We start from the raw sequence: 24,757 nt of genomic DNA, 5'->3' as shown, positions 1-24,757 counted from the left end.
CAGGGGCTTTACGTCTGTTCGCAGCCGGGCCCAGTTCGCCCGACCCACCCACGCATGGTCTGTTTCACACCGCTTCGCGCAGATCATTTCGCTGAAAAACGTCACTGACTGCTCCCGCTGGATATACTCGACCTAGATGCGGATATCCAGGAGGTTCTCATGACCAAGACGCTGATCGACATCGACGAGCAACTGCTGGCCGAGGCCGCCATAGCTTTCGGGACCAAGACCAAGAAGGACACTGTCAATGCCGCGCTCAGGGAAGGTGTCGAGCGTAAGAAGCGCGCGCTCGCGTTGGCCCGGCTCGCGGCACGGGCGGACGCGGGGGATTTCGACATGTTGCTGGACAAGGAGAACTACCGTCGATGAGTACGGCCGCCTACCTCATCGACACCAGCGCTCTGGTCCGGATCCTGAAGGGACCGGCCCGCGCCCGCTGGGAGAAGCCACTGGAAGAGGGCTTGATCGCCCGCTGCCCCCTGACCGAGGTCGAGTTCCTCTACAGCGCCAGAAACGCCGACGACCGAGCGGAGCTGGTCCAGGACCTGGACGCGTTGTTCGGCTGGACACCGCTGGACGACCGGGCAGTGACGCGCGCATGGGACGTGCAACGGGAACTCACGGAGAAGGGCAGGCACCGTTCCGCGGGCGCGGTGGACCTGCTCGTTGCCGCGACCGCGGAACTCCAGGGGCTGACCACGCTGCACTACGACAACGACTTCGAGACCATCGCGTCGGTCACCGGGCAGCCGACCCAGTGGCTCGTACCCCCGGGCAGCGTCTGACCGAGCCAGGTCCCGTACCGAAGTCAGCTTCCGTTCCGGTCCGCCCGGCCCCGGCCCCCGCTCCGAGGCCCCGTCGCCAGAAGGATCACCGCGGCGAGGACCGCCACTCCCGCCCCGGCGGCCACGAGCGCCCACTGGGTGCCGGACAGCCCCGAACCGGTGTCCGCGCCCTGCGCCAGGTCCTGCCCCTCCTGTTCCTGGGCCTGTGCCTCCCTCACGTCCGACGCTTCCGAGGCGGTGCCAGGGGCCGGAAGGCTACGGTCGGCGCACTGCGGTGGAGTGACCGCGCCCTCGGCCGACCCGTCCACCGCGAACTGGAACGCGCTCTCCAACGGGTCACCGTCCGTGCTGGTCACCGAGTAGCTCACGGTGTACGTTCCCGGGTCCTTCAGCGCCTCCACCGACAGGCACAGCGTGTCGTTGCCGCCGCCGTCCGCCACGACCGGGGCACCGGACGCCACCGCCGCGCCGTCCGGGCCCGTGATGCGGACCGCGTCGGCCCTGGGCTCCAGCAGTGGGCCGAACGTGAGCGCCATCACCTCCAGACCTGGGGTGACGGACTCACCGGGGCCGGGGGAGCCGCTGATCAGGGTGGTGTGCGCGGCGGCGGGCGTGGGAGTGGTGAGGGCTCCCACGCACACCAGCAGGAGGATCAGAAGTCGGCGCATGCGAGCTTGTTGTCCATCGCGGCGGCCGGGTGCACGACGAGCGCCCTGGCTCCGTCGCCCACCTTGCCGGCGTTGTTCACCGTCATCATGCCCGTGCCGTCCTCGTCGGAGGTGAAGGCCAGGTGCACCTCGTTCGGCGGGGTGGCCGCGCCGCCCTTCTCGAACTGGAAGTGGTCGCCCCCGTTGTCCTTCGCGCACGTCTGCTCGTGCAGGTGGGAGATGTAGTCGGTGCCGGGTTCGAGGCCGGTGAGCATCACCGTGACGGTCGTGCCGTCGTCGTGCTGGGCGAGCCACGCGGTGCCCTTGACGCCGTCGGAGCCCGGGGGAGCGGTGTCGAGCACGGTGAACGTGCCCTCCTTCAGATCGGCACCCTTGATCTCGTCGGCGGGCGTGGCGTCGGGATCACCCATCTCCATGCCCTCCATGCCCTCCATGCCCTCCATGCCCTCCATCTCGTCCATGGCCGTCCCGTCGCCGTCCTTCGAGGACGCATCCGAAGCCGAGGCGGACGCCGACGCCTCGGCGGAGTCGTTCTTCGCGTCGCCCGAGGCCGTATCGCTCTCGCTCTCGCCGCAGGCGGTGAGGGCGAAGGCGCTCAGCACCGCGACGGCGAGAGAGGTTATCGCCGTTGTGGGCCGGCCGGTCCGCTGCTGGGGGGACTTGAACACTGGACACTCCGTCTTCGTGCGGGGACGTTCGGCCGGTGGCCGAGGGACCCGCTCCCGGTCGTACCGGGGCGCGGACGAACCACCGTGTCCAGGTTGTCGTTCGCGTGCACCGAAAAGTTCCCGGGATTTTCCAAACAGCCCAAACGGCCCAAACGGCAGTCACGAAGCGACAGTTGATTCGAGTGGTTCGAGGGTCCGTCCCCCGCCTCACACCGCCCCGACGACCAGGGCACCCGTCCACCAGCGCAGGCTGTACCAACCCCCGGGCACCTTACGACCGTTGACAACCCCGCCCGGGTAGTAGTGCGGGGTCGCCGCCCCCGGTCGGTTCGAGACCGTGTACGTCTCACCCGCGACCGTCACCCGGCCGTCCCGGGCCGTGACCGCGCCGGTGCCCAGGTCGGGCAGGGGCGGGCCCGGGTGGAGGAACAGGGCGATGCGGGCGGCGCGGACGCAGTGCAGGCCCTCGATAGCGGTCTGCTTGGCCGCCACGTACCGGGCCGGGTCGGCGGAAGCGGAAGCGGTGGTGAGCTGGGACCGGGCCGTACGGAGGCGCTCCTCGGCGTCCGTCAGTGCCTGGCGGGCGGCCTTCTCGTCACCCGCGTCCAGCGCGGACAGGCTGCTGCCGAGCCGCTCCACCCAGCCGCGGGCTTCGCCGTCGTACGGCTGCTCTCCTGGGGCCGGGGAGTGAAGGACAGGAGGCGGAGGATCGCCCGACTTCCGCCGGACGGCGAGCACCACCGCTCCGCCGATGATCAGCGTCAGCGTGACCAGCGCGATGAATTCCATGACTCCGATCAGACGCCCCCTCACTGAGAGGCATCTGCGCACCACCTGAGCCGTCCCTGTGAGTCCGCTGAATCCACGGACCTACAGCCAGGCGCGCCAGGGCGCGGCACCCCCCTCCCCGTGCCGCGCCCCGTCCCCCGCCGGTTCCCCCGAACCCCCTGCTACACGCCCTCAAGCGGCGGCAACGCACCCGTCCGTGCCGCCCGCCCGTACCACTGGGCGCTCGACTTCGGCGTACGGGTGAGCGTCGCGTAGTCGACGTACACCGCCCCGAACCGCTTCTCGTAGCCGTACGCCCACTCGAAGTTGTCGAGCAGGGACCAGAGGTAGTAGCCGCGGACGTCGGCCCCCTCGGCGATGGCGCGGCGGACCGCGCGCAGGTGGCCGTGGAGGTAGGCGATGCGCTCCGGGTCGTGGACGCGGCCGTCGGCGTCCGGCTTGTCGTCGTACGCGGCGCCGTTCTCCGTGACGTACAGCGGCAGACCCGGTGCCTCCCGCGTGTAGCGCATGATCAGCTCGTGCAGGCCCGTCGGGTCGATGGTCCAGCCCATCTCCGTACGCTCGCCCGGCGTCTGGTGGAACGCCACGTCGTCCGCGCCCGGCCAGGGGGAGTGGTCGCTCGCGCCGTGGCCGTCCGGGCGCGGACCGCTCAGCTGCTCCTCCGCCGCCCCGACCAGGGTCGGCGTGTAGTAGTTCAATCCCAGCGCGTCCAGCGGCTGGTTGATCGTCGCCAGGTCCCCGTCCAGGACGTACGACCAGTCCGTCAGCGACGAGGTCGCCGCGAGCAACGACTCCGGGTAGGCCCCGTGCAGCATCGGCCCGTGGAACACTCCGTTCGCCAGGTCGTCGATCTTCCGGACCGCCGCCACGTCCGCGGGGTCCTCGGAAACCGCCCGCACCACCGACGAGTTGAGGCTCACCGCCACCGCGTTGCGGGCGGGCATGACCGAACGCAGGGCCGAAGTGCCCAGCCCGTGGGCCAGGTTGAGGTGGTGCGCCGCCCGCAGGGACGCCACCGGGTCCGTACGGCCCGGCGCGTGGACCCCGGAGCCGTAGCCCAGGAAGGCGCTGCACCACGGTTCGTTGAGCGTGATCCACTGCTCGACGCGGTCGCCCAGCGCCTCGCCCATGATGCGGGCGTACTCGGCGAAGCGGTGGGCGGTCTCGCGCTCGGGCCAGCCGCCCGCGTCCTCCAGCTCCTGGGGGAGGTCCCAGTGGTAGAGGGTGACGGCCGGCTTGATGCCCTTGGCGAGCAGCTCGTCCACCAGGCGGCGGTAGAAGTCCAGGCCCTTCTGGATGGCCGGGCCGCGGCCGGTGGGCTGGACGCGGGACCAGGAGACGGAGAAGCGGTACGCGTTGAGGCCGAGGTCGGCCATCAGCGCCACGTCGTCGCGGTAGCGGTGGTAGTGGTCGACAGCGATGTCACCGGTCTCGCCACCGGCCGTCTTGCCCGGAGTATGGCTGAAGGTGTCCCAGATCGAAGGCGTACGGCCGTCCTCCCGCACCGCACCTTCGATCTGGTACGCGGAGGTCGCCGCGCCCCAGAGGAAGGCGGGGGGAAAGGTCACCGGGGTCACCGGGTTCACGGGTTCAGGCATGGAAGCGCTCCCATAGAGGCCGTAGGTGGTCGTGAAGACCGACGGGTGGAGGGATGGGGGGGAGGGGAGACGGAGCCGGGGCAGCGGTGACCCGGCCTCCGAAGAACACGGAAGAACACGGAAGAACATGGAAGGAAACTGAAGAACGCTGAAGAACGCTGAAGAACGCCGGGGCGAACCGGAGTTCAGCCCTTGACCGCCCCTTGCATGATGCCGCCCACGATCTGCTTGCCGAAGATCGCGAAGACCAGCAGCAGCGGCAGCGTGCCGAGCAGCGCGCCCGCCATGATCAGGGGCTGTTCGGGGGTGTAGCCACGGCCCAGGCCCGCGACCGCGACCTGGACGGTCGGGTTGCCGGACTGGGTGAGGACGAGGAACGGCCAGAGGAAGTCGTTCCAGGTCTGGACGAACATCAGCATGCCGAGCACGGCCATCGCCGGGCGCGCGGCCGGGAACACCACGTGCCACACCACACGCCAGCTGCTCGCGCCGTCCACGCGGGCGGCCTCGATCAGCTCGTCGGGCAGGGCCTGCAGCAGGTACTGCCGCATGAAGAAGACGCCGAACGCGCTCACCAGCGTCGGCAGGATCACCGCCTGGAGCTGGTCGGTCCAGTCGAGCTTGGCGACCATCATGTACAGCGGGATCACCTGGAGCTGCGGCGGCACCATCATCGTGCCGATGACGAGGAGCATCATGGCGTTACGGCCCTTGAAGCGCAGCTTGGCGAAGGCGAAACCGGCGATCGTCGACAGGAACACGATGCTCGCCGCCGAAACGCCCGCCACGAACGTCGTGTTGATGAACGCCTCGCCGAGGTTGGCGTCGTTCCAGGCGTAGTCCAGGTTGTCCAACAGGTTCGAGCCGAACCAGAACGGCGGCGGTGTCTCGGCCAGCCGCTGGTTGGTGCGCGAGGCGGCGATCGCCGTCCACACCAGCGGGAACAGCGAGCCGATGGTGAACAGGGCGAGGATGACGTACGCGATGGGTCCCGCGTGCATCGTCCCGCCCGCGCGGGCCGCCTTGAGTCCGCGCGCCCGCCGCGCCCGCCGGGACTCCTCGGGGGCGTCCGAGTCGGGTTTCGTCAGGGTCGTCGTCACGGCCGGTTCTCCTTGACTGCCGGTGAACCACTGGAGGTCAGCCGGCGCGAGATGACGTAGTTGACGATTCCGATCACGATGAGGATCAGGAACATCGTCCAGGCGATCGCGGAGGCCCGGCCCAGGTGGTGGTTGATCCAGCCCTGCTCGTACATGTACAGGCCGAGCGTCTGGAACTGGTGCTCGGGGCCGCCGGACGTGCCCTTGTTCGCGTCGAACAGCAGCGGCTCACCGAAGAGCTGGGAGGCGCCGATGGTCGAGACGACGACGGTGAACAGGATCGTCGGGCGCAGCGACGGCAGCGTGACATGGATGAACTGCTGCCAGCGGCTGGCTCCGTCGAGGGCCGCAGACTCGTACAGGTCCTGGGGGATCGCCTGCATCGCGGCCAGGTAGATCAGCGCGTTGTAGCCGGTCCAGCGCCAGATGACGATCGTCGACACGGCGATCTTGGAGGCCCACGTGTCGTTCTGCCAGTCGATGCTGTCGATGCCGACGAAGTTGAGCGCCCAGTTGATCATGCCGTAGTCACGGCCGAACAGCAGGACGAAGACGAGGGTCGCGGCGGCGATCGACGTGGCGTACGGCGCCAGCATCATGACCCGGTAGAAGGTCGAGGCGCGCAGCCTGTAGTTGAGGATGTGGGCGATGCCCATCGCCATCAGCAACTGCGGGACCGTGGAGATGATCCCGATGATCAGGGTGTTCGATGCCGCGTTCCAGTAGAAGTCGTCGTCGAAGATACGGGTGTAGTTGTGCAGGCCCGCCCACTCCATGTCGGTGGGCGCGGTCAGCTCCACCGTGTGCAGCGAGGCCCAGGCGGTGTAGAGCAGCGGGAACAGACCGAAGGCCGCGAAGAGCAGGAAGAACGGCGTGACGAAGGCGTACGGGCTCCAGCGCATGTCCCGCTGCCAGCGGCGGGAGAGCCGGGCCCGCTTCTTCGCCGCCTCCTCAGGTACCGCGTCGGCCGGAGGACGGCCCGGGGCCGCGCCCCCCTTCGCGGGGGGCGCGGCGGTGTCGTGCCGGGTGGCCATACCGGTCACTGCTCCAGGCTGTTGTCGATGGTCTTGACCGCGTTGTCCCAGGCCTCCTTGGGCGACTTGCCCTGAGTCACGAGGATCACGCCGTTGTCGGTCAGGCCCTGCTGGATGATCTGGTCCTTCGGGCCGATGACCTGGATCGGGCTCTCCTTGGCGAGCTCGGCGAAGACGGTCCCGATCGGGGCGTCACCGGTCATCTTGTTCGTCGCGCCCGTCACTTCGGTCATGTCGTACGCGGCCTGCGCGCTCGGGAAGCTGCCCCGCTCCGCGAAGAGCTTCGCCTGCTGCTCGGGCGCGGTCAGCCAGGCGGCCAGCTTCGCGGCCTCCTCGGCGTTCTTGCCCGACTTGGGCACGGCCAGGAAGGAGCCGCCCCAGTTGCCGGCCTCGGGCGGCGCGGCCACGTCCCACTTGCCCGCGTTCTCCGGCTTCGACTTGCTCTCGATGTAGCCGAGCATCCACGGCGGGCAGGACATCGCGGCGAACTTGCTGTTGGCGATCGTCGTGTCCCAGGCGGGCTGGAACTGCGTCTGGTTGCCGACCAGCCCGTCCTCGGCGGCCTCGGCCGTCAGGTCGAAGGCGGCCCTGATGGCCGGGTTCGACTTGTAGATGACCTCACCGGAGGAGTCGTAGTACCGCTCCTCCTCACTGCCGATGATGGCGTTCAGCAGACCACCGGGCGAGTCCATGAAGGTGGTGCCCTCCGGCGCCTTCTCCTGGTACTGCCGGCCGACCTCGACCAGCTTCTCCCAGTCGCCCGCCCACAGCTCGCCCACTTCCTCGCGGTCGGTGGGCAGGCCGGCCGCCTGGAACATGTCCTTGCGGTAGCAGATGGCCATCGGGCCGACGTCGGTGCCGAGGCCGATCGTCTCCCCGCTCTCCGTGGTGGCCTGCTGCCACTTCCAGGGCAGGAAGTCGCTCTCCTTGCCGTACTCGGACAGGTCCACCAGCTTGTCCGCGTAGGTGTTCGCGACCTCGTTGATGTTGGCGACCTCGACGCCCTGGATGTCCTGCAGACCGCTGTCGGTCGTGAGGTGGTTGACCAGGGGCGGGTAGTAGTTCTCGTTCCGCTCGATGACGTTCTGCTCGACGTTGATGCCGGGGTTGAGCTTCTCGTACTCCTCGTAGAGCCCGGCCTCCTCGAAGCCGAAGCTGCCGAAGAGCCCCAGAGTGATCGTGGTCTTGCCGCTGCTGTCGCCGCCCGACGACGAGCTGCCCTCGTCGTCACCGTCGTCGGCACAGCCGGCCAGCAGCCCGGAGCCCAGCGCGGCGACGGCCGCGAGGACCATCGTCTTGCGGGCGATACGGGTACGTGCTCGCATTGCGTCCTCCTGTTGCCCTGACGTGCCGACCCCCCGGCCAACTGCGTTGTTGGGCCCGTTTGTCTCATGCTGCGGCTCGGGCGGGGAACGTGCGGGTTGTGTATGTGTCAGGTACTGTGGGAGCGCTCCCACAGGTGATGTGTTGAAGAGTCGTCGGTTCGTGCGGGGGTGTCAAGGGCACAGACGCGGCGAGATGCGTTCGGTTATCTGCCTGTTAACTAACCCGGGGGTGCCGGACGGACGTGCCCCGGTGCGGTACACGTGAGGCTTCTGCGTGGGATGGGGCGAAGGCCCGGTTTGATCAGGTCCCGGCCCGGATGACCCGTTCCCGGGACATCGTACGAGGACCAGGGCTGTTAGATTCCACGCCAGCGCGGTGTGAACGGGAGGCGACCATGGCAGGCCACGGAACGCGGGGCCGGAGCGGCGGGCGGCCGACCCTGGAGGAGGTCGCCGCGCGGGCCGGTGTCGGCCGTGGGACGGTCTCCCGGGTGATCAACGGCTCGCCCCGGGTCAGCGACGCGACCCGCGCGGCGGTCGAGGCGGCGGTCGCGGAGCTCGGTTACGTCCCGAACACGGCGGCCCGCGCCCTCGCCGCGAACCGCACGGACGCGATCGCCCTCGTCGTCCCCGAACCGGAGACCCGCTTCTTCGCCGAGCCGTACTTCTCGGACATGGTGAAGGGCGTCGGCGCGGAGCTGTCGGACACCGAGATGCAGCTGCTGCTGATCTTCGCGGGCAGCGACCGGGAGCGGCGCCGCCTGGCCCAGTACCTGGCGGCCCACCGCGTCGACGGCGTCCTCCTGGTCTCGGTCCACGCCGACGACCCCCTCCCCGACCTCCTGGCCCAGCTGGAGATCCCGGCTGTGATCAGCGGCCCGCGCTCGGAGCACGAGACGCTGCCGTCGGTCGACTCGGACAACTACGGCGGCGGCCGCTCGGCGGTGGAGCACCTGATCGGGCGGGGCCGGACCCGTATCGCCACCATCACCGGCCGCCTCGACGTCTACGGTGCCCAGCGCCGCATCGAGGGCTACCGCGACGCCCTCTCCGACGCGGGCCGCAAGGTCGACGAACGCCTCATCGCCCCCGGCGACTTCACCGAGCAGGGCGGCCGCCGGGCGATGACCGAACTCCTGGCCCGCTGCCCCGACCTGGACGCCGTCTTCGCCGAGTCGGACGTCATGGCCGCCGGCGCCCGCCAGGTCCTCCGCGAGGCCGGCCGCCGTATACCTGACGACGTGGCCCTCGTCGGCTACGACGACTCCGCCATCGCCCGCCACATGGACCCACCCCTCACCAGCGTCCGCCAGCCCATCGAGGAAATGGGCCGCGCCATGATCGACCTCCTGCTCGGTGAGATCGCGGATCGCCGTCCGGCGGCGTCACGGGGGTTGGAGCGGCGGCAGGTGGTGTTGCCTACGGAGCTGGTGATGCGGGCTTCGTCGTGACCGTCGCGCCGGGTGACGGGGCGAGGGGCGCGTTCAGATGTGGGCCGCGACCTGCCGTACGTCATTGGCGTCCCCCTCGGCGAGTTTGTGCGCTGACCCTGGGCTGCCATGAGTCCCTCGACACCAGGGCGGAGGCGTAGTTCAGGTGGTCGGCTTTCGGTTCCAGGAGTGGCAGGTGCAGCCGCAGCGCCGTACGAGCAGCACGTTGATGTAGTGCGGCAGGGGCACGTCCTTGGTCCGGCGGCACTCGCGGTGCAGATGCTTGTACTCGGGCCGCTGCGCGACGTCGCAGTGCGCCGACAGTGGTGCCCGGTCGGTGGTGGCGGTCACGAGGCCAGCTCCTTCGTGCGCTGGTAGGCCGCGTAGAGGCGCTCGCTGGCGCCGCACCAGGTGTGCCCGCAGGATCCTGCGGGCCCGCGTGATGTCGTCCTCGTCGTGCCGGATGACGCGCTGCATGTGGCCGGCTCCACTGCCCTCGTCGCGCCACTGCCACTCGGTCTGGCTCATGATCCGTGCCTCAGGTTCTCGACGTGGTCGCACAGGGCGTTCACGGAGCGGGCGAGGCGCTGCGCGTACGCGAAGTTCGCGGGCACGGTGCGGCCAGGTGCGAGGCCGAGGTGCATGCGGGCGGTGCCGACGCAGGCGAGGGCGCAGGCGCGCGGGATGTCGTCCTCGGGGAGCCGACCGGCGGCGCTCTCTACCTCGGGAGCGGTCAGCATCAGGTGCCCGCGCAGCTGGAGCGTCAGCGTCTCCAGCTCCTCCGGCGTGGGCGGTTCGGCGTCCTCGGCGAGCAGACGGCGCGCGGCGGCGCGCATGGTCGAGAGATCGACCGGGTGCGGGTCCGGCGCGTCCGCGCTCGGAGCATCAACCTGTTGCATCGTGCTCATGCCTGGGGTTCCCCTCGCCGGAGTGCGTGTGCCAGTCGCATGGCCACATCCGCGCGTACGCGACCCAGCTCCACGAGGCCGAGGGCCCGCGATGCGATATCGACCGCGAGCGACGGCAGCACGATCCCTGCCTGATCGAGGGCCGATCTCAGCGACTCCATGGCTCTGAAAGGGTCGACGTCTTGCGACTCGCGTGCTTTGACCATGAACAGGACGGTAGGAAGGCGGCGTTGACAGGCGCCATGCGATGTTCTCAAATGTTCTCGCAGGCTGGCTGAATGTTCTCGTGTGGTCTCACGAAGGGGCGCGCACGCTGTAGTACGGGACATCTGACGTGGTGATGCTGAATGCGACAGCCCGACGCCTGAGGGAGAAGATCATGCGGCGACTGCGTTTCAACGGCACCGACAGCAAGAACGGCGGATGCCCCGCTGTGCACGAGGACCTCGACAGCGGTGAGATCATCGTCCAGGGGACACCGCTCACCGACCCGGAGGACATCGCCCGGCTCCAGCACCTCGGCCCCGGCGACGCCGCCGTGGTCGTACCGCGCGAACTGCTCGTCAATCACGGCCCCAAGGAGATGGAGCGCGTGCCCAAGCTGATCGGCCTGGAGGAGTTCGGCCAGCTCTTCGAGACCTTCGAGCACTCGGCCTGGCACCTCGAAACCCGACGCGGCTACGCATCGGACAGGGAAGACCCGTCGTACGCGGAGTTCCTCAAGACCGGCACGGCCGAGTGCGACCTCGACAGCGACTGGTGCACGAACATCCGCCGGCAGACCTCGGCGGGCAAGTATGTGGGGCGGGTGCGCGTCGTCGACAACCCTCCGACCGAGGGGCAGTTGTTCCTGCTCGACTACGCGAAGTGCAACGCGGCTACGGGCGAGGACGTACGGAACCTATGGCGTGAGGACGCAGAGCGGCTCCGGCTGCCTGCTGAGGACTTCTGGATCTTCGACAGCCGCTTGGTCGCCGTGCTCAACTTCGACAGCGAGGACGTCTTTCACGACGTTGAGGTGATCACGGAACCTGCGGAAGTCCTGCGGTACTGCCAGGTGCGTGACGCCGCAGTCCACGGAGCCGTTCCGTACGACCAGTTCGCGGCACAGCTGGGCACGAAGGGCTAGCGAGCGGCGCCGGTGAGCACAGACTTCCAGCAGGCTCGGGAGGCCCTCGGGGCGCGACTGAGAGAGCTACGGCTCTCGGCCCCTGGAGGCCGGCTCACCGGCACGCAACTTGCCCAGCGGCTCGGCTGGCCGCACTCGAAGATCTACAAGCTGGAGAACGGGCAGCAGACTGCCACTACGGAAGACCTGCGGGCCTGGGCCGACGGCGTCGATCAGCCCGGCGTCTTCGATGAACTGCACGCTCGGCTCCAGGGTTTCGAGTCTCATATCCGCTCCTGGCGCCGCCAGCTGGCCGCCGGGCACCGGCCCGTACAGGACAGCTGGAACGTCGAGGTCGAGCGGTCCAGAGTCATCCACGCTTGGGAAGAGGCCGTCATCCCCGGCATGCTTCAGACGGCGGACTATGCACGGCACATGTTCCTGCGGTACGCCGACCTTCAGGGCTCAGTGCGCGATACCGACGCTGCGGTCCGCGCACGGATGAAGCGGCAGGAGTGGTTGTACGAGGAAGGCCGCCGGTTCCACGCCCTGGTGTGGGAGGCGGCCCTCCATGCCCTGGTGTGTCCTCCGTCCGTTCTCGTCGCTCAGCTCGACCGGCTCACGGGCGTGATCGGGATGGACACCGTGGAGCTTGGGATCATCCCTCTTGGCGCATCACTGAAGATCCCCACGGCCAACGGGTTCTGGGTCCTGGACGACCGGCTTGTGATCGTTGAGGACTGGCACGCGGAGCTGTGGCTCGACGACGCGGGTACGGTTGCGTCGTACCTGCGGGTGTGGGAGACGCTGCGGGAGTCGGCGGTGTACGGCGCCGACGCGCAGAACGTGATCAACCATGCCCGGCGAGCCTTGAACCCACGCTGACTCCGGGCATGATGACAGGCCCTCTCCCGACCCCGCGAAGGCCGAGAGGGGGCAGAAGATCAGGGCCCTGTACGCGCGTGTTCCGCGAGGTGCTCGTCGTAACCCTTCTTTCAGCTGACACCGCTCCTGGGCGGTGTCGTCGACCAGGTCGAGCGGGCGATCTTCCAGTGGGTAACGTGGCACAACGAAGAGCGCCTCCACTCCGCGCTCGACTACGTACCGCCCGCCGAACATGAAGGGGAGCCGGGCGACCGTGTGGCCATGGTTTGGCCAACAACTAAACAAGATCAGCCCCTGACCCGTTCTCCCAGGTCAGGGGCTGATCATCAAGGGTGAGTGACGGGACTCGAACCCGCGACTTCCTGGACCACAACCAGGTGCTCTACCAGCTGAGCTACACCCACCATGACCGACGGTTCTCCGAGTGGTTTCCCCGGTCGGCCGAGAAAAAGTGTACAGGGTCCGAAGGGGTGCCCGCGCACGGCTTTCGCCGGGGTGGGGTGCGGGCCCGCGGGGCGGGGCATCGCGCAGGTCAGTCGGCTGGTGAGTCCGTGGGCGAGTCCGCGGGCAGCACGTGCTTCGCCGCGATCGTGCGGGCCGTGTCCGAGTCCGGGCCGGGGGCCGGGACGAAGATGGCCTCGCGGTAGTAGCGGAGTTCCGCGATGGACTCGCGGATGTCGGCCAGCGCGCGGTGGTTGCCGTTCTTCTGGGGGCTGTTGAAGTACGCCCGCGGGTACCAGCGGCGGGCCAGCTCCTTGATGGACGACACGTCGACGATTCTGTAGTGGAGGTAGTCCTCCAGGGTCGGCATGTCACGCAGGAGGAAGCCGCGGTCGGTGCCGACCGAGTTGCCGCACAGCGGGGCCTTGCCGGGTTCCTTCACGTGTTCGCGTACGTACGCGAGGACCTGCTCCTCGGCGTCCGCCAGCGTCGTACCGGACGCCAGTTCGGCGAGCAGGCCCGAGGCGGTGTGCATCTGGCGCACCACCTCCGGCATGGTCTCCAGCGCCGCGTCCGGCGGGCGGATCACGATGTCCACCCCGTCACCGAGCACGTTCAGCTCGGAGTCGGTCACCAGCGCGGCCACCTCGATGAGTGCGTCGGAGGACAGCGAGAGGCCGGTCATCTCGCAGTCGATCCACACCATGCGATCGTTCATGTGTCTCACCTTACGGCGCGCCGCCGTGAGCCGAGCCGACCGTGCGGCGCCCATGATCGACGGCTCGGCGACGACCGACGGCGGGGCACCCGATGGAGTGCCCCGCGCCGGCCGTCACGCCGAGGTGTCCGGCGGTCGCCTGTGGATTACCGGCCCGTTCCTCGGACGAAGTGGAAAATGCCCCAGGTGAGGTGTTCGTTCCGGCCGCCGTCGACCCAGCGGGCGAGCCCCTTCTTCATCTGGGCCAGGTACTCGTGGCTGACCTTGCCCGCCAGGCCGTCCGCCTCCTGGCGCTCGGTCTCCTGGAGAACCCGGCCGTAGTGGGTCACCAGGTGGTCGCGGTGCTCCTCGAAACCGTCCGCGACGTCCGCGCCGCCCGCGACACCGGCGCCGCCGGTGCCGTCGGCCGGGGTGAAACCGAGGCGGCCCAGCTCGCGGGCGTAGAAGGCGGGCGAGCCCATGTCGTCCAGGTGGATGCGGTCGAGGATCGGCTGCAGGACGGCCGCGGGGCAGTCGTCCGCCGCCATCGGGTCGGTGAAGACGAGGTGGCCGCCGGGGCGCAGCACACGGGCGGCCTCCTCCAGGACGCGGACGCGGTTGCCGCTGTGCAGGAAGGCGTCCTGGGACCAGACGACGTCGACTGAGGCGTCCGGGTAGGGGATGGATTCGAAGGAGCCGTCCACGACCTCGATCCGGTCGGTGAGGCCGCGGGCCGCGTTCAGCTCCCGGTGGCGCTCGTTCTCCACCTCGCTGAGGTTGAGCGCGAGGACCCGGCAGCCGTACGTCTCGGCCAGGTAGCGGGCCGAGCCGCCGTAGCCCGAGCCGAGGTCGAGCACCACGGAGTCCTCGGTGGGTTCCAGCTTCGCGGCCATCCGCTCGACGGTGCGGCGGCTGGCCCGTGCGATGGGTTCGTCGGGGCGGTCGTAGATGCCTATGTGGATGTCCTCGCCGCCCCACACCGTGGCATAGAAGGTGTCGGCGTCGGACGAGTTGTAGTAGCTGCGGGCGGCCCTGACCGCCCCTTCGTACGCACCCTCCTTGTCGTCCTCGGCCTCCACCCGGTATTCCTTCTCGGCGACATGGACGAAGAAGTCGGGCTCCTCGTCCCGGTATGTGTGCTGGAAGTCGCCGTAGGTCTCGATGTGCTGGAAGCCCACGTCGGACATGAGCCGACGGGTGTAGTCCTTCCGCAGCGGAAACATGTTGAGGTGGTAGACGGAGCCGTCCGGGAAGTCGTACCGCATGCGGCACAGCCCCTCGTCGACGTAGTCCGGTGCCACCGCGACATCCTCGCCGCAGTAGTAATAGGTGTGCTTGCTCGAGTACCCCCGGTCCAGAATGGCGTCGTAGTTGCGCTGATCCAGGATGAGGATGCCGTCGTGCTTCAGCATCGCGTAGAACTCGGCCAGCGCCCTGCGCCGGTCACGTTCCGAGAAGAGATGCGTGAACGAGTTGCCGAGGCAGACGATGGCGTCGTACTCGCCGTGCACATCCCGGTTGAGCCAGCGCCAGTCCGCCCGGACGACGCGCAGGATGTGGTCTCCCTTCCGCATACCGTTCTCGAAGGCCTGCGCCAGCATTTCGGCGCTGCCGTCCGCGCTGACGGTGTCGAATCCGGCCTCCAGGAGCCGTACGGAATGAAAGCCGGTGCCGGTCGCGACATCGAGTACGCTCTTCACGCCCCGCTCGCGCAGCAGGTCGATGAAGAATTGTCCCTCGCTCTCCGCCCTTTTCTCCCAGTCGATGAGTGAATCCCACTTCTCGACGAAGCTGGGAACGTATTCCTCGGTGTAATGCCCGGTGTCTCGAATGTCGACGGGGTTGTTTCCGAACTTCTGATCCGGACGAGCGAAAATGACGAAACCTCCGTTGTCGGGCTGGTGGTGGCGACGCGGGCGCCCATGGAACGGGCACTCACCTCGGGCCGTGCGGAACCACGTGGTCTCAGCACCTCGCCTTTCCAGACCCGAGCCATCCATGCCCCCGACTTCCAGCAGATCGCGGATCGCAGATCGCAGATCGGTGTCCGAGGAGCGCACCTGGGTTCCTCGGTGTCCGGTGAGCGCGTCCTGGGACGGGTCCGGGCCCGCGGGGAGGCTTCCTCCCCGCGGGCCCGGACGAGCGGTGACCAGCCCTACCCGCTCATGTACTGCTGCGCTGCCCCGGCAGGCTCGGACGGGCGTACAGCTCCGGCTTCGCGCCCTCCGCAGTGAGCGACGCGGCAGGGGCCAGGGCACCGGCGGCGGCCGTACGGCGGAGCTGCGGCGGCACCGGACCGGCCTCCTGCGGCATCGGTGGCGGCCCCCCGCTGCCGTTCGGGCCGGACGGGCCGTCGGCGTCCGACGGCTTGTCGCCCTGCGGCCGCCGCGCCCGGTAGGCCGCGCGGTACGCCGCCGGGGACGAGCCCAGCTGACGGCGGAAGTGGCCGCGCAGGGCGACGGGCGAGCGGAAGCCGCAGCGCCCGGCGACCTCGTCCACCGAGTAGTCCGACGTCTCCAGCAGGCGCTGGGCCTGGAGCACCCGCTGCGTGATCAGCCACTGCAACGGCGCGCTCCCGGTCAGCGAGCGGAACCGGCGGTCGAACGTACGACGGCTCATGTACGCTCGCGCCGCCAGCGTCTCCACGTCGAACTGTTCGTGGAGGTGCTCCAGCGCCCAGGCGACGACCTCGGCGAGCGGGTCGGCGCCGATCTCTTCTGGTAAAGACCTGTCGAGGTAGCGCTCCTGACCGCCGCTCCGGCGCGGCGGGACCACCAGGCGCCGGGCCAGCGCGCCCGCCGCCTCGTTGCCGTGGTCCGTCCGCACGATGTGCAGACAGAGATCGATTCCGGCCGCCGTACCGGCCGATGTCAGTACGTCGCCGTCGTCCACGAACAGCTCGCGCGGGTCGACGTGGACGGACGGATAGCGCTTGGCCAGCGTGGGCGCGTACATCCAATGCGTGGTCGCCGGGCGGCCGTCCAGCAGCCCCGCCGCGGCCAGCACGAACGCGCCGGTGCACAGCCCGACGATGCGGGCGCCCTCCTCGTGCGCCCGGCGCAGTGCGTCGAGCGCCTCCTCCGGTGGCGGTGAGGTGATCGACCGCCAGGCGGGCACGACCACCGTGCCCGCCCGCGAGATCGCCTCAAGCCCGTTGGGTGCGGTGAGTTCCAGGCCCCCTGTGGTCCGCAGTGGGCCTTCCTCGCCGGCGCTGACGAGCAGCCGGTAGCGAGGCACTCCGGCGTCCTGGCGGTCGATTCCGAACACCGACAGTGGTATGGAACTCTCGAAGATGGGGCCGCCGCTGAACAGCAGCACCGCGACGATCTCCTTGCGGCGTCGCCCGGAAAGCTTCCGGGCCGCGGCTTCCGGCGCGGCAGTGGAGTCGTGGCTCATACTGCTAAGCCCCCCTCGGTGGTCGCGGCTCCTCGGTTGTGTCGCTCCTGCACGTTTCCCCTCGGTCCTGCACGAGTCCCCCGCCGTAAGACAGTCAAGATCGAATCTACTGTGTCCCGTGGTGCCGCCGTGACCAGTTCGCCACACGGCACATTGTCGACTTGGCAACTTGGCGTGAAGCATTCGATCACGAAGCGTTGCACTCGTTGGCCGTGCAGGGAAGTGCGCCTCGTCGCAGTGGCCGGTCCCCGTAGGGTGCGCGAGCCCCGCCCGCCCCTTTCAGTGCAGGTGGAACGGGGCGTGGAGGGGCGTTCGAGCAAGGGGTGTGCTGTGCGCCGAAGTTGGCTGAAAAGATACGGGAGCGTGCGCGGAAACCGGTCATCGGACCGGCGTATTCCCCCCTGAGTGTCGTCCACCCCTGTGCGCCCCGGAGCCGCCCCTTCCGCGCCGCCCCCGCTGCGGGGCGGGCCCCTCGGTCACGGGCTCCTCGGCCGGCCGCCGGGCGTCCTGTGCCGCACATCGCTCGGATTGCCGCAACAGCACCCGGCAAACCCCCGTCACGGCCGCCAGTCCCAGGGCCGTACCGGCGGCACCGGTGAGCGGGGTGCCGTACCAGACGAGTACCACGGGGACGAGGACGCAGCTGAAGGCCGCCCAGCGGACCACGTCGCCGGCCGTGTCCGGGGCGGGGCCGACTGTTTCCGGGGCGGCACCGGCCGTGTCCGTGGCGGGGCGCTCCGCCGGGCGCGGATGCGGGCGGGGGTGCGGGTCCGGGTTTCCGGAGGAGGGCTGGGAGGCGGTCGGGTGACTGGGCACGGCGTGCTCCCTGGGGTACTCCCTGTGGCGGTGGCTCACCCCGGTTCAACGCGTGTTCGAGCGGTCGGTCACTGCCGGGGCGCGCGCACCCTGTGCGGAACCGTTGCGCGGAACCGTTCGTTCCAGGGCTCGTTCCTGGGTGAACACCGTGCAAACCGCCTGTACGGGGCAGCAACCATTGCGTTACGGGCGCCGCCTCGTGCATGCTCCCTGGAACCCCGCGCGGCTTGTGCGGGATCTGGGCAGAGGAGGCGTGCCGCCGTACCCTTGGGGGTATGGGGTTGGGAAGATGATTCCCGGACACAGCTCCGCCGCGCACACTGTCGTCCCACCCACAAGGATCCAAACGCCGAGACATCCATGGCCGGTCACGAATTCTTCGAACCCGCGGACCGCGAGCGGCGGCCCGTCGCCGATCCCACGGCGTCCGACCCCCTGGCGGCAGAAGAAGCACGCCCCACCTGCGATCCCGCCTTCAAGCACGGCGTCGTCGTCGGCTTCGACGGCTCGACATCGAGCGAGCGCGCCCTCGCGTACGCCATCGGCATGGCCAGCCGCTCCGGCTCGGGCCTGATCATCGTGCACGTCGCCAACCGGCTGCCCACCACCGTGTGGGCGGGCTGCGAGCCGCCGGTCTTCGTCGACGTCCCCGACCACCGCACCGAGGTCCTCGGCCTCGAACTCGCCTGCGCGGACTATCTCGCCGAGGTCCCCTGGATCCTCGTTGAGCGCGGCGGGGACATCTGCCACGAACTCGAAGAGGTGGGGCGGGAGTACGAGGCCGACGCGATCGTCGTCGGCTCCACCCACGGTCTCGTCGGGCGTATCTTCGGCTCGGTCGCGGGACGGCTTGCGAAGCGGGCGCAGCGGCCGGTCGTTGTTATTCCGTAACTGCCCGTTGTTCCAGGTGGGATGAGCAACGGGAACGGTCAACTCCCTTTGTGCGCCGCATAAATCTACTCGCGCGTAGATGTGTTTGTGCTCTTGTGAAGGGCATATACCGGGCACCGCACAACCGCACATGCACGAAGGGAGCCCGCCGTGGACAACGACGTCTCCGCGGGAAGCACCACGACCACACTCGGCCATCTCGCACTCGGACTCACCCTGTTGGCCTTCGGCCTCGGCCACACCGGAGTGATCGACGGCGTGACGGCCGGGGACGCCGTCTCGATCGCCACCTACGTGGGCGGCATCGCCCTGTTCGTCGCCGGTCTGTTCGCGTTCCGCGACCGCGACGCGTTCACCGGTACGGCCTTCGCGGGCCTCGGTGCCCTCTGGTTCACCTGGGGCGTGGGCGCCGACACCGCCGTCTCCGCCAACGCCGCGGGGCTCTTCCTGCTGCTGTTCGCGCTTGTGGCGCTCAGTCTGACGCTGGGGGCGTCGGCGACCAAGCCGCTCGCGCGGGGGACGTACGCGCTGATGTTCGTGGCCCTTCTCCTGCTCGCCATAGCCCAGTTCGGGGACAGCGAGGGGCTCGCGAAGGTCGGTGGCTGGTTCGCCGCGGCCAGCGGTCTTGTGGGCTGGTACGCGGCCACCGCGGCCCTGGCTCACTGGCCCACTGCACTTCCCAGGCGTGCTGCCGGCCGTGGTGTGACGGCCACCGGCTGACTGGCAGCCGACGCCGAGGTGTTGGGCGGCCTCGGCGATCAGAACGGACCCCCGCGTGAGGTGGCACACGTGGGGGGCCGTTTTGTGCGCCTAAACCGGCGCCGCTCTCGCGGAGGTGGTTGCTCGCCGTGGGGGTTGCTCAATTGTCGCTTCGGTGGGTGGGTGGATTTTCCTACTCCACCGTCACCGACTTCGCCAGGTTGCGGGGCTTGTCGATGTCCCGGCCCAATGCCAGCGCCGTGTGGTAGGCGAGGAGTTGGAGGGGGATGCCCATGAGGATGGGGTCGAGTTCGTCCTCGTTCTTGGGGACGACGATCGTCTGGTCGGCCTTCTCCTGGTCCTGGTGGGCCACGGCGAGGATCTTGCCGCTGCGGGCCTTGATCTCCTCCAGGGCGGCGCGGTTCTTCTCCAGGAGGTCGTCGTCCGGGACGATCGCGACCGTCGGGAGGGCGGGCTCGATGAGGGCCAGCGGGCCGTGCTTGAGCTCGGAGGCGGGGTAGGCCTCGGCGTGGATGTAGGAGACCTCCTTGAGCTTCAGGGAGGCCTCACGGGCCACCGGGTAGCCCCGGACGCGGCCGATGAAGAGCATCGAGCGCGCCTCGGCGTACTGCTGGGCCAGCTTCTTGATCTCCTCCTCCTGCTTCATGATCTCGGAGATCTGCCCGGGCAGCTTCCGCAGGCCCTCGATGATCCGCCTGCCGTCACGGACGGACAGGTCGCGGGTGCGGCCCAGGTGCAGGGCGAGCAGCGCGAAGGCGACCGTGGTGTTCGTGAAGCACTTCGTCGAGACCACGCAGACCTCCGGGCCCGCATGCACGTAGATCCCCCCGTCCGCCTCCCGGGCGATCGCCGAGCCGACCACGTTGACGATGCCCAGCACCCGCGCGCCCTTGCGCTTCAGCTCCTGCACGGCCGCCAGCACGTCGTACGTCTCACCGGACTGCGACACGGCGATGTAGAGGGTGTCGGGGTCGACCACGGCGTTGCGGTAGCGGAACTCGGAGGCGGGCTCGGCGTCGGCCGGGATACGGGCCAGCTCCTCGATCATCTGGGCGCCGATCATGCCCGCGTGGTACGAGGTGCCGCAGCCGAGGATCTTCACGCGGCGGATCTGGCGCGCCTCGCGGGCGTCCAGGTTCAGGCCGCCCAGGTGCACGGTGGAGAACCGGTCGTCGATGCGGCCGCGCAGCACCCGGTCCACGGCGTCGGCCTGCTCGTGGATCTCCTTGTGCATGTACGTGTCGTGGCCGCCCATGTCGTACGAGGCGGCCTCCCACTCCACGGTGGTCGGCTCGGCCGTCGTACGGGTGCCCTCGGTGGTGTACGTACGGAAGTCGTCGGCCTTGAGGGTGGCCATCTCGCCGTCGTCGAGGGTGACTATCTGGCGGGTGTGGGTGACCAGGGCGGCGATGTCCGAGGCGACGAACATCTCCTTCTCGCCGATGCCGAGGACGACCGGGGAGCCGTTGCGGGCCACCACGATGCGGTCGGGGAAGTCGGCGTGCAGGACGGCGATGCCGTACGTGCCCTCGACGATCCGCAGCGCCTGGCGGACCTTCTCCTCCAGGGTCTCGGCCTGGGAGCGGGCGACGAGGTGGGTGAGGACCTCGGTGTCGGTCTCGGAGAGGAACTCGACGCCGTCCGCCTCCAGCTTGCGGCGCAGGTCGGTGGCGTTGTCGATGATGCCGTTGTGGACGACGGCGACCTTGTTGTCGGCCGACATGTGCGGGTGGGCGTTGGCGTCGGACGGGGCACCATGGGTGGCCCAGCGGGTGTGGGCGATGCCGGTGGTGCCCTTGAAGCGCGCCGGGACCTTGGTCTCCAGGTCGCGGACCCGGCCCTTGGCCTTGACCATCTTCAGACCGGACGCCTTCGGGGAGGTCACGACGACGCCCGCCGAGTCGTAGCCCCGGTACTCCAGCCGTTGCAGGCCCTCCAGCAGCAGTGGAGCGACATCGCGCTTACCGATGTATCCGACGATTCCGCACATACAGGTGAATTCCTAGCCGTAGACGATACGGCGCAGCTGCCTGAGCGTGAGCTCCGGCGGTGCGACCGCGCGGTATTTGAGGTCCGCCTCGATCCGTTCGAAGATCTCCGCGTTCACCAGGCCCTGTGCCTGGAGCTCGCGATGGCGGCGACGGACGTAGTCCTCGGTCGTCTCGTCGAAGTAGGCGAGCACGTCCTGGATCACGCGCAGCGCCTCGCCCCGGCTGAGGGGCGAGGACCGCGTCAGATGATCAACAAGTTCGTCGTGCACCCGTTGATCCTGGAGTAAGGGGCGCCGAATCGCAAGAATCCTGCCCGGTACCGGGCAGCCTGCCGTGAAAAGCCGTGCGAGGAACGTCCCTCTGGTGTCTCTCGTCACATCCGTTTCAGGAGCGCCTGCTTGGCCATCGTGAACTCCTCGTCCGTGAGAACGCCCGACTTATGCAGTTCGCCCAGTTCGCGCAGTCGGCGGAGGAGGGCGTCGTGATCGTCCTCGGGAGCCGCCGCCCGCTCGGGCTCGGGGGCCTTGCGGAGGTCCTTCGGCTCCGGCGGTACGTCCTCCACGGGCGCCGACGGATGGGGGAGGCGGACCTGCACCGCCGCCGCGACCAGGGCCATCAGGGGGTCCTTCTTGAAGCCCCACAGCTCGACGGAGTTGGGGTCGTACTTGGGCGGGGCTTTGGTGGGGGTGTTACGGACGGTGAAGCGCAGGTAGCCGTTCTCCAGGCCGACCGCCGGGTGCCACTCCACGGCCGTGATGTCGGCAAGCGTGAGCACCCGGGTGCCGGCGGCGGCCTTCGCGTCCTCCGTCTTCCAGTTCCACTCCAGGCGTACGCGCTCCCCGTCGAAACTCGCGCTGCCGTCCCCGGCGGCCACGGAGAGCGGCACGGCCGGGCCCGGCAGGAGGTAGCGGTCGACGGCCTCGGAGGGGATCTCGTCCAGCAGCAGGGCGTTGCGGACCTCGTCCACGAAGTACTCGGCGACGCCGTAGCGCTGGGAGTCGACGGTGAGCTGGTAGGGATCGTTGGGCTCGGCGAGCTTGCCGCCGGTCGCCAGCAGCAGCGCGTCCGCGCCGTCCCGCAGGCGCAGCCGCAGCCGTCCCGACTTCTTGCCGTGCTCGAACGAGATCCCCGCCAACGCGCTCAGGGGGACGGTGAGTTCGCCCAGGGTCTTGCGGAGCAGACTGACGTTCTTGTCGTGTCCCGGTGTCAACCGCAGTGCGTCGCCGTCGAAGGCCCACGTTCCGTCCCGCTGGATGATTTCCGCCATGGGGGGATTGTTTCACCGGTTCCGTGGGGCCCTGCTGGAGTCCGTATGACGACGGGCACCCCCAAGGACCGTACTCCGGGGTGCCCGCCTGTCGGGGAGGTCCCCATCCGTGACTACTGTCACTCCCCTTGCTCACGCAGCTGCTCCTCGGTCAACCCCCGGCGCCAGTAACCGACAAACGTCACCCGCCTCTTGTCGATCCCGCGCTCGCGTACCAGGTGGCGGCGCAGCTCCTTCACCCGGCCCGACTCGCCCGCGATCCACACGTACGGCCGCTCGGCGTCCGGGAATTGGGCTTCGCGAATCGCGTCGAGGGCCATGGGGGACCCCTCGTCGCGTACGAGCCAGGTGACCTCGGCGTCGGCCTCGGTCGCGGGCTCCTGCACGTCACCGGCGTGGTGGACGTCCAGCCAGACGCGGGCGCGGATGCCGGTCGGCAGCGTCTCGAGGATCGCGGAGACGGCGGGCAGGGCGGTCTCGTCCCCCCAGATGACGACGAGGTCGGCGTCCTCGGGCATACGGAAACGGATCGCCCGGTTGTCGGCCACCGCGGGCCCGAGCAGCAGCACACGGTCACCGGCGGCGGCCCGGAAGGCCCAGCGGGAGGCGGGCCCGGCCGGGGTGGTGGCGTCCGGTTCGACGCCGTGCAGAACGAAGTCGATGTCGATCTCGACGGTGCGCCCGTCGGTGTCCTGGCGCAGGGCCCGCAGGGTGTACGACCGCATCACCGCCCGTACGTCGTCCGGCAGTTCCCGCCAGCCCTTCCACCAGTCGTCGCCGAGTTCGAGGGGTACGACCGGCTCGGGCTGGCCCGGGTGCGGCAGGAAGAGGGACAGCGACTGGTCCCTGCCGTCCGAGCGGAACTCGCGCAGGTCGTCCCCCGCGAAGGTGACCCGGACGAGAGACGGGCCGAGCGCCGTCGTCCGTACGACCTGCAGAGAGAAGAAACGGAACGGGGCGACTTCGGCCCTCGTCATGGGGACTCCTGAGTGGCGTGAAGCCGGAGGACCGGTCGGGAGAGGGCCGGCCCTCCGAGATGTGGGGCCAAGAAGACTTGTACTTGTCAGGGAGCGGTGCGGAGCTGTTTTTCAGGGGCGCGGGGCGGTGACATCATGCGGCTCCGCCGCGTGGGCGCGAGCACCACAACCGGCCCGCAGCCCAAGTGCAACCTCAGCTGACCTTCTCCGCGTTCTCCAGCGCCTCGGCCAGCGTCTCAAGCAGCGGCGCACACTTGTCGTACGACAGAATCGGCTCCGGCGAACGGGAGACGACCTGCCCGGCCTTGACGGCAGGCAATTGCTTCCAGGTCGCCTCGGTGATGTCCGCGGGCTGAATGGTCGCGGAGCGGTCGTCCATCATGATGATGTCGGCCGCGTACTTGTCGACGTTCTCCCAGCTCAGGCTCTCGTACCAGCCGCCCCCCTCCGCCTTGGCCTCCTCCGGCGGCTCGACGAAGTTCACGCCGAGGGCTTTGAAGTACTCCAGGTCGATGGAGAGCTTGGTGCCGGAGACGTAGAAGAGCTCCTGGCTCGCGGAACCGGCCATCACCTTGATGCCGGGCTTGGCCTTGGCCGCCGCGCGCAGCCGGGCGGCGGCGTCCTCGAACTTCTTCCTGGCCTCGGTGACCGTACCGGCGGTCATGTCGGCGCCGAGGGACTCGGCGAGCTCCCACATGCGCTCCAGAGGCTCCGTCATCTGCCGGTCGTAGACGGAGACGGCGACGCTCGGGGCCAGCTTGGCGATCTTGTCCTTGGATGCCTCGGGCACGTACCAGAGGGTGCCGGCGTCGTCGAAGGTCGTGCTGATGAGAACCTCGGGCGCGAGGGCGGCGTACTTCTCGACGTTGAACTCGTCCCAGGTGTTGCCCAGGATCGTGACCTTGCTGATGTCCATGTCGCCGGCCTGGACGTCGGCCTTGCCATCCTGGGTCTCGGTCGGGCCGAAGACGCCCTTGACCTCGATGCCGTAGTCGTAGAGGGCGGCGGCGACACCGGTGAAGGCGACGATGTTCGTGGGGGCCTTGTCGAGTTCGACGGTCTCGCCGCGGTCGTCCTCGAAGGACCAGGGACCCGACTTCGCAGCGGCCGTCTCCTCGCCCGTCGAGCCGCCACTGTTCGCGTCGTCGTCTCCGCAGGCGGCGAGAACGGCACCGAGGCCGAGGGCGCCACCGGCGGCGAGGACACCGCGGCGGGTGAGGTGGTTGGCTCTGGCGTTGGACATGTCCGGCTGCTTTCGAACGG

The 24,757-nt window shown here is 69.1% G+C and carries 27 protein-coding genes and 1 tRNA gene; 8 read left to right on the top strand and 20 right to left on the bottom strand.

Going from position 1 to position 24,757, the window contains the following annotated elements; genetic code table 11:
• The first annotated feature begins 159 nt into the window (after positions 1-159).
• Both ACWD3C_RS21295 and ACWD3C_RS21290 read left to right on the top strand, forming a co-directional pair.
• Positions 160-369 (top strand): type II toxin-antitoxin system VapB family antitoxin, encoded by a 210-nt coding sequence (locus ACWD3C_RS21295; protein WP_451146079.1) that lies wholly within the window; start codon positions 160-162, stop codon positions 367-369.
• The gene (locus tag ACWD3C_RS21290; protein WP_451146077.1) at positions 366-785 is read left to right on the top strand and encodes a PIN domain-containing protein; all 420 of its coding nucleotides are present in this window, start codon (positions 366-368) and stop codon (positions 783-785) included. The genes ACWD3C_RS21295 and ACWD3C_RS21290 overlap by 4 nt, the downstream gene beginning before the upstream one ends.
• A 23-nt stretch (positions 786-808) precedes the next feature.
• Here the strand turns inward: ACWD3C_RS21290 and ACWD3C_RS21285 are convergent, their stop codons facing one another.
• From ACWD3C_RS21285 to ACWD3C_RS21255, 7 genes are all read right to left on the bottom strand, one after another.
• Complete coding sequence (locus ACWD3C_RS21285; RefSeq protein ID WP_451146075.1) at positions 809-1,453, bottom strand: copper resistance CopC family protein; 645 nt, start codon at positions 1,451-1,453, stop codon at positions 809-811.
• Positions 1,438-2,121, bottom strand: a complete 684-nt coding sequence (locus ACWD3C_RS21280; protein WP_451146073.1) for a superoxide dismutase family protein — start codon at positions 2,119-2,121, stop codon at positions 1,438-1,440. The genes ACWD3C_RS21285 and ACWD3C_RS21280 overlap by 16 nt, the downstream gene beginning before the upstream one ends.
• Before the next feature lie 207 nt (positions 2,122-2,328).
• On the bottom strand, positions 2,329-2,910 hold the full coding sequence (locus ACWD3C_RS21275; protein WP_451146071.1) for a PspA/IM30 family protein: 582 nt from the start codon (positions 2,908-2,910) through the stop codon (positions 2,329-2,331).
• 161 nt (positions 2,911-3,071) lie between these two features.
• Positions 3,072-4,508 carry a GH1 family beta-glucosidase gene (locus ACWD3C_RS21270; RefSeq protein ID WP_451146069.1) on the bottom strand — a complete coding sequence of 479 codons (1,437 nt, stop codon included), beginning with the start codon at positions 4,506-4,508 and terminating at the stop codon, positions 3,072-3,074.
• Positions 4,509-4,693: 185 nt separating this feature from the next.
• On the bottom strand, positions 4,694-5,608 hold the full coding sequence (locus ACWD3C_RS21265; protein ID WP_451146067.1) for a carbohydrate ABC transporter permease: 915 nt from the start codon (positions 5,606-5,608) through the stop codon (positions 4,694-4,696).
• Positions 5,605-6,642 (bottom strand): carbohydrate ABC transporter permease, encoded by a 1,038-nt coding sequence (locus ACWD3C_RS21260; protein WP_451146065.1) that lies wholly within the window; start codon positions 6,640-6,642, stop codon positions 5,605-5,607. The genes ACWD3C_RS21265 and ACWD3C_RS21260 overlap by 4 nt, the downstream gene beginning before the upstream one ends.
• 5 nt (positions 6,643-6,647) lie before the next feature.
• Positions 6,648-7,967: an ABC transporter substrate-binding protein gene (locus ACWD3C_RS21255; protein ID WP_451146063.1), complete on the bottom strand. Its 1,320-nt coding sequence runs from the start codon at positions 7,965-7,967 to the stop codon at positions 6,648-6,650.
• 395 nt (positions 7,968-8,362) lie between these two features.
• On the opposite strand from ACWD3C_RS21255, the gene ACWD3C_RS21250 reads away from it, so the two are divergent.
• A complete protein-coding gene (locus ACWD3C_RS21250; RefSeq protein WP_451146061.1) occupies positions 8,363-9,418 on the top strand; it encodes a LacI family DNA-binding transcriptional regulator in 1,056 nt (351 codons plus the stop codon).
• A gap of 141 nt (positions 9,419-9,559) precedes the next feature.
• On the opposite strand, the gene ACWD3C_RS21245 is transcribed toward ACWD3C_RS21250, so the two are convergent.
• From ACWD3C_RS21245 to ACWD3C_RS21235, 3 genes are read right to left on the bottom strand one after another with little or no spacing between them, the layout of a single operon-like run.
• Positions 9,560-9,925 (bottom strand): hypothetical protein, encoded by a 366-nt coding sequence (locus tag ACWD3C_RS21245; protein ID WP_451146059.1) that lies wholly within the window; start codon positions 9,923-9,925, stop codon positions 9,560-9,562.
• Complete coding sequence (locus tag ACWD3C_RS21240) at positions 9,922-10,305, bottom strand: DUF6415 family natural product biosynthesis protein (RefSeq protein ID WP_451146057.1); 384 nt, start codon at positions 10,303-10,305, stop codon at positions 9,922-9,924. The genes ACWD3C_RS21245 and ACWD3C_RS21240 overlap by 4 nt, the downstream gene beginning before the upstream one ends.
• Positions 10,302-10,511: a hypothetical protein gene (locus ACWD3C_RS21235; RefSeq protein ID WP_451146055.1), complete on the bottom strand. Its 210-nt coding sequence runs from the start codon at positions 10,509-10,511 to the stop codon at positions 10,302-10,304. The genes ACWD3C_RS21240 and ACWD3C_RS21235 overlap by 4 nt, the downstream gene beginning before the upstream one ends.
• Before the next feature lie 170 nt (positions 10,512-10,681).
• On the opposite strand from ACWD3C_RS21235, the gene ACWD3C_RS21230 reads away from it, so the two are divergent.
• The 3 genes from ACWD3C_RS21230 (at position 10,682) to ACWD3C_RS21220 (ending at position 12,634) form a co-directional block, all read left to right on the top strand.
• Positions 10,682-11,434, top strand: a complete 753-nt coding sequence (locus ACWD3C_RS21230) for a DUF6879 family protein (RefSeq protein WP_451146093.1) — start codon at positions 10,682-10,684, stop codon at positions 11,432-11,434.
• Between the two features lie 12 nt (positions 11,435-11,446).
• A complete protein-coding gene (locus tag ACWD3C_RS21225; RefSeq protein WP_451146053.1) occupies positions 11,447-12,298 on the top strand; it encodes a helix-turn-helix domain-containing protein in 852 nt (283 codons plus the stop codon).
• Positions 12,299-12,412: 114 nt separating this feature from the next.
• A complete protein-coding gene (locus tag ACWD3C_RS21220) occupies positions 12,413-12,634 on the top strand; it encodes an integrase core domain-containing protein (protein WP_451146091.1) in 222 nt (73 codons plus the stop codon).
• Here the strand turns inward: ACWD3C_RS21220 and ACWD3C_RS21215 are convergent.
• The 5 genes from ACWD3C_RS21215 to ACWD3C_RS21195 form a co-directional block, all read right to left on the bottom strand.
• A tRNA-His gene (locus tag ACWD3C_RS21215) sits at positions 12,630-12,702 on the bottom strand. The two genes, ACWD3C_RS21220 and ACWD3C_RS21215, sit on opposite strands and share 5 nt — an antisense overlap.
• 128 nt (positions 12,703-12,830) lie before the next feature.
• Positions 12,831-13,457 carry an oligoribonuclease gene (orn, locus tag ACWD3C_RS21210; protein ID WP_451146051.1) on the bottom strand — a complete coding sequence of 209 codons (627 nt, stop codon included), beginning with the start codon at positions 13,455-13,457 and terminating at the stop codon, positions 12,831-12,833.
• Between the two features lie 146 nt (positions 13,458-13,603).
• Positions 13,604-15,496, bottom strand: coding sequence for a glycine/sarcosine N-methyltransferase (locus ACWD3C_RS21205; RefSeq protein ID WP_451146049.1), 1,893 nt, complete (start codon positions 15,494-15,496; stop codon positions 13,604-13,606).
• A 103-nt stretch (positions 15,497-15,599) separates the two neighbouring features.
• On the bottom strand, positions 15,600-16,832 hold the full coding sequence (locus tag ACWD3C_RS21200) for a helix-turn-helix domain-containing protein (RefSeq protein ID WP_451146047.1): 1,233 nt from the start codon (positions 16,830-16,832) through the stop codon (positions 15,600-15,602).
• 378 nt (positions 16,833-17,210) lie between these two features.
• Positions 17,211-17,498 carry a hypothetical protein gene (locus ACWD3C_RS21195; RefSeq protein ID WP_451146089.1) on the bottom strand — a complete coding sequence of 96 codons (288 nt, stop codon included), beginning with the start codon at positions 17,496-17,498 and terminating at the stop codon, positions 17,211-17,213.
• A gap of 510 nt (positions 17,499-18,008) precedes the next feature.
• On the opposite strand from ACWD3C_RS21195, the gene ACWD3C_RS21190 reads away from it, so the two are divergent.
• Together ACWD3C_RS21190 and ACWD3C_RS21185 are read left to right on the top strand one after the other, a co-directional pair.
• On the top strand, positions 18,009-18,539 hold the full coding sequence (locus ACWD3C_RS21190) for a universal stress protein (RefSeq protein WP_451146045.1): 531 nt from the start codon (positions 18,009-18,011) through the stop codon (positions 18,537-18,539).
• Between the two features lie 150 nt (positions 18,540-18,689).
• The gene (locus ACWD3C_RS21185) at positions 18,690-19,259 is read left to right on the top strand and encodes a GPR1/FUN34/YaaH family transporter (RefSeq protein ID WP_451146043.1); all 570 of its coding nucleotides are present in this window, start codon (positions 18,690-18,692) and stop codon (positions 19,257-19,259) included.
• A 172-nt stretch (positions 19,260-19,431) separates the two neighbouring features.
• Here the strand turns inward: ACWD3C_RS21185 and glmS are convergent, their stop codons facing one another.
• The 5 genes from glmS to ACWD3C_RS21160 all read right to left on the bottom strand — a co-directional run bounded on the left by glmS (position 19,432) and on the right by ACWD3C_RS21160 (position 24,737).
• A complete protein-coding gene (glmS, locus tag ACWD3C_RS21180) occupies positions 19,432-21,249 on the bottom strand; it encodes a glutamine--fructose-6-phosphate transaminase (isomerizing) (protein ID WP_451146041.1) in 1,818 nt (605 codons plus the stop codon).
• Positions 21,250-21,261: 12 nt separating this feature from the next.
• Complete coding sequence (locus ACWD3C_RS21175; protein WP_030040312.1) at positions 21,262-21,519, bottom strand: hypothetical protein; 258 nt, start codon at positions 21,517-21,519, stop codon at positions 21,262-21,264.
• A gap of 104 nt (positions 21,520-21,623) precedes the next feature.
• A complete protein-coding gene (locus ACWD3C_RS21170) occupies positions 21,624-22,517 on the bottom strand; it encodes a DUF4429 domain-containing protein (RefSeq protein ID WP_451146039.1) in 894 nt (297 codons plus the stop codon).
• A gap of 119 nt (positions 22,518-22,636) precedes the next feature.
• On the bottom strand, positions 22,637-23,494 hold the full coding sequence (locus ACWD3C_RS21165) for a siderophore-interacting protein (protein WP_451146037.1): 858 nt from the start codon (positions 23,492-23,494) through the stop codon (positions 22,637-22,639).
• A 193-nt stretch (positions 23,495-23,687) separates the two neighbouring features.
• A complete protein-coding gene (locus tag ACWD3C_RS21160) occupies positions 23,688-24,737 on the bottom strand; it encodes an ABC transporter substrate-binding protein (RefSeq protein WP_451146035.1) in 1,050 nt (349 codons plus the stop codon).
• Positions 24,738-24,757: the final 20 nt, after the last annotated feature.

It is taken from the genome of Streptomyces sp. NPDC002845 (genome assembly GCF_053591955.1).
The sequence above is the reverse complement of the archived record's forward strand: the minus strand, read 5'-3'. Positions and strand labels throughout refer to the sequence as shown.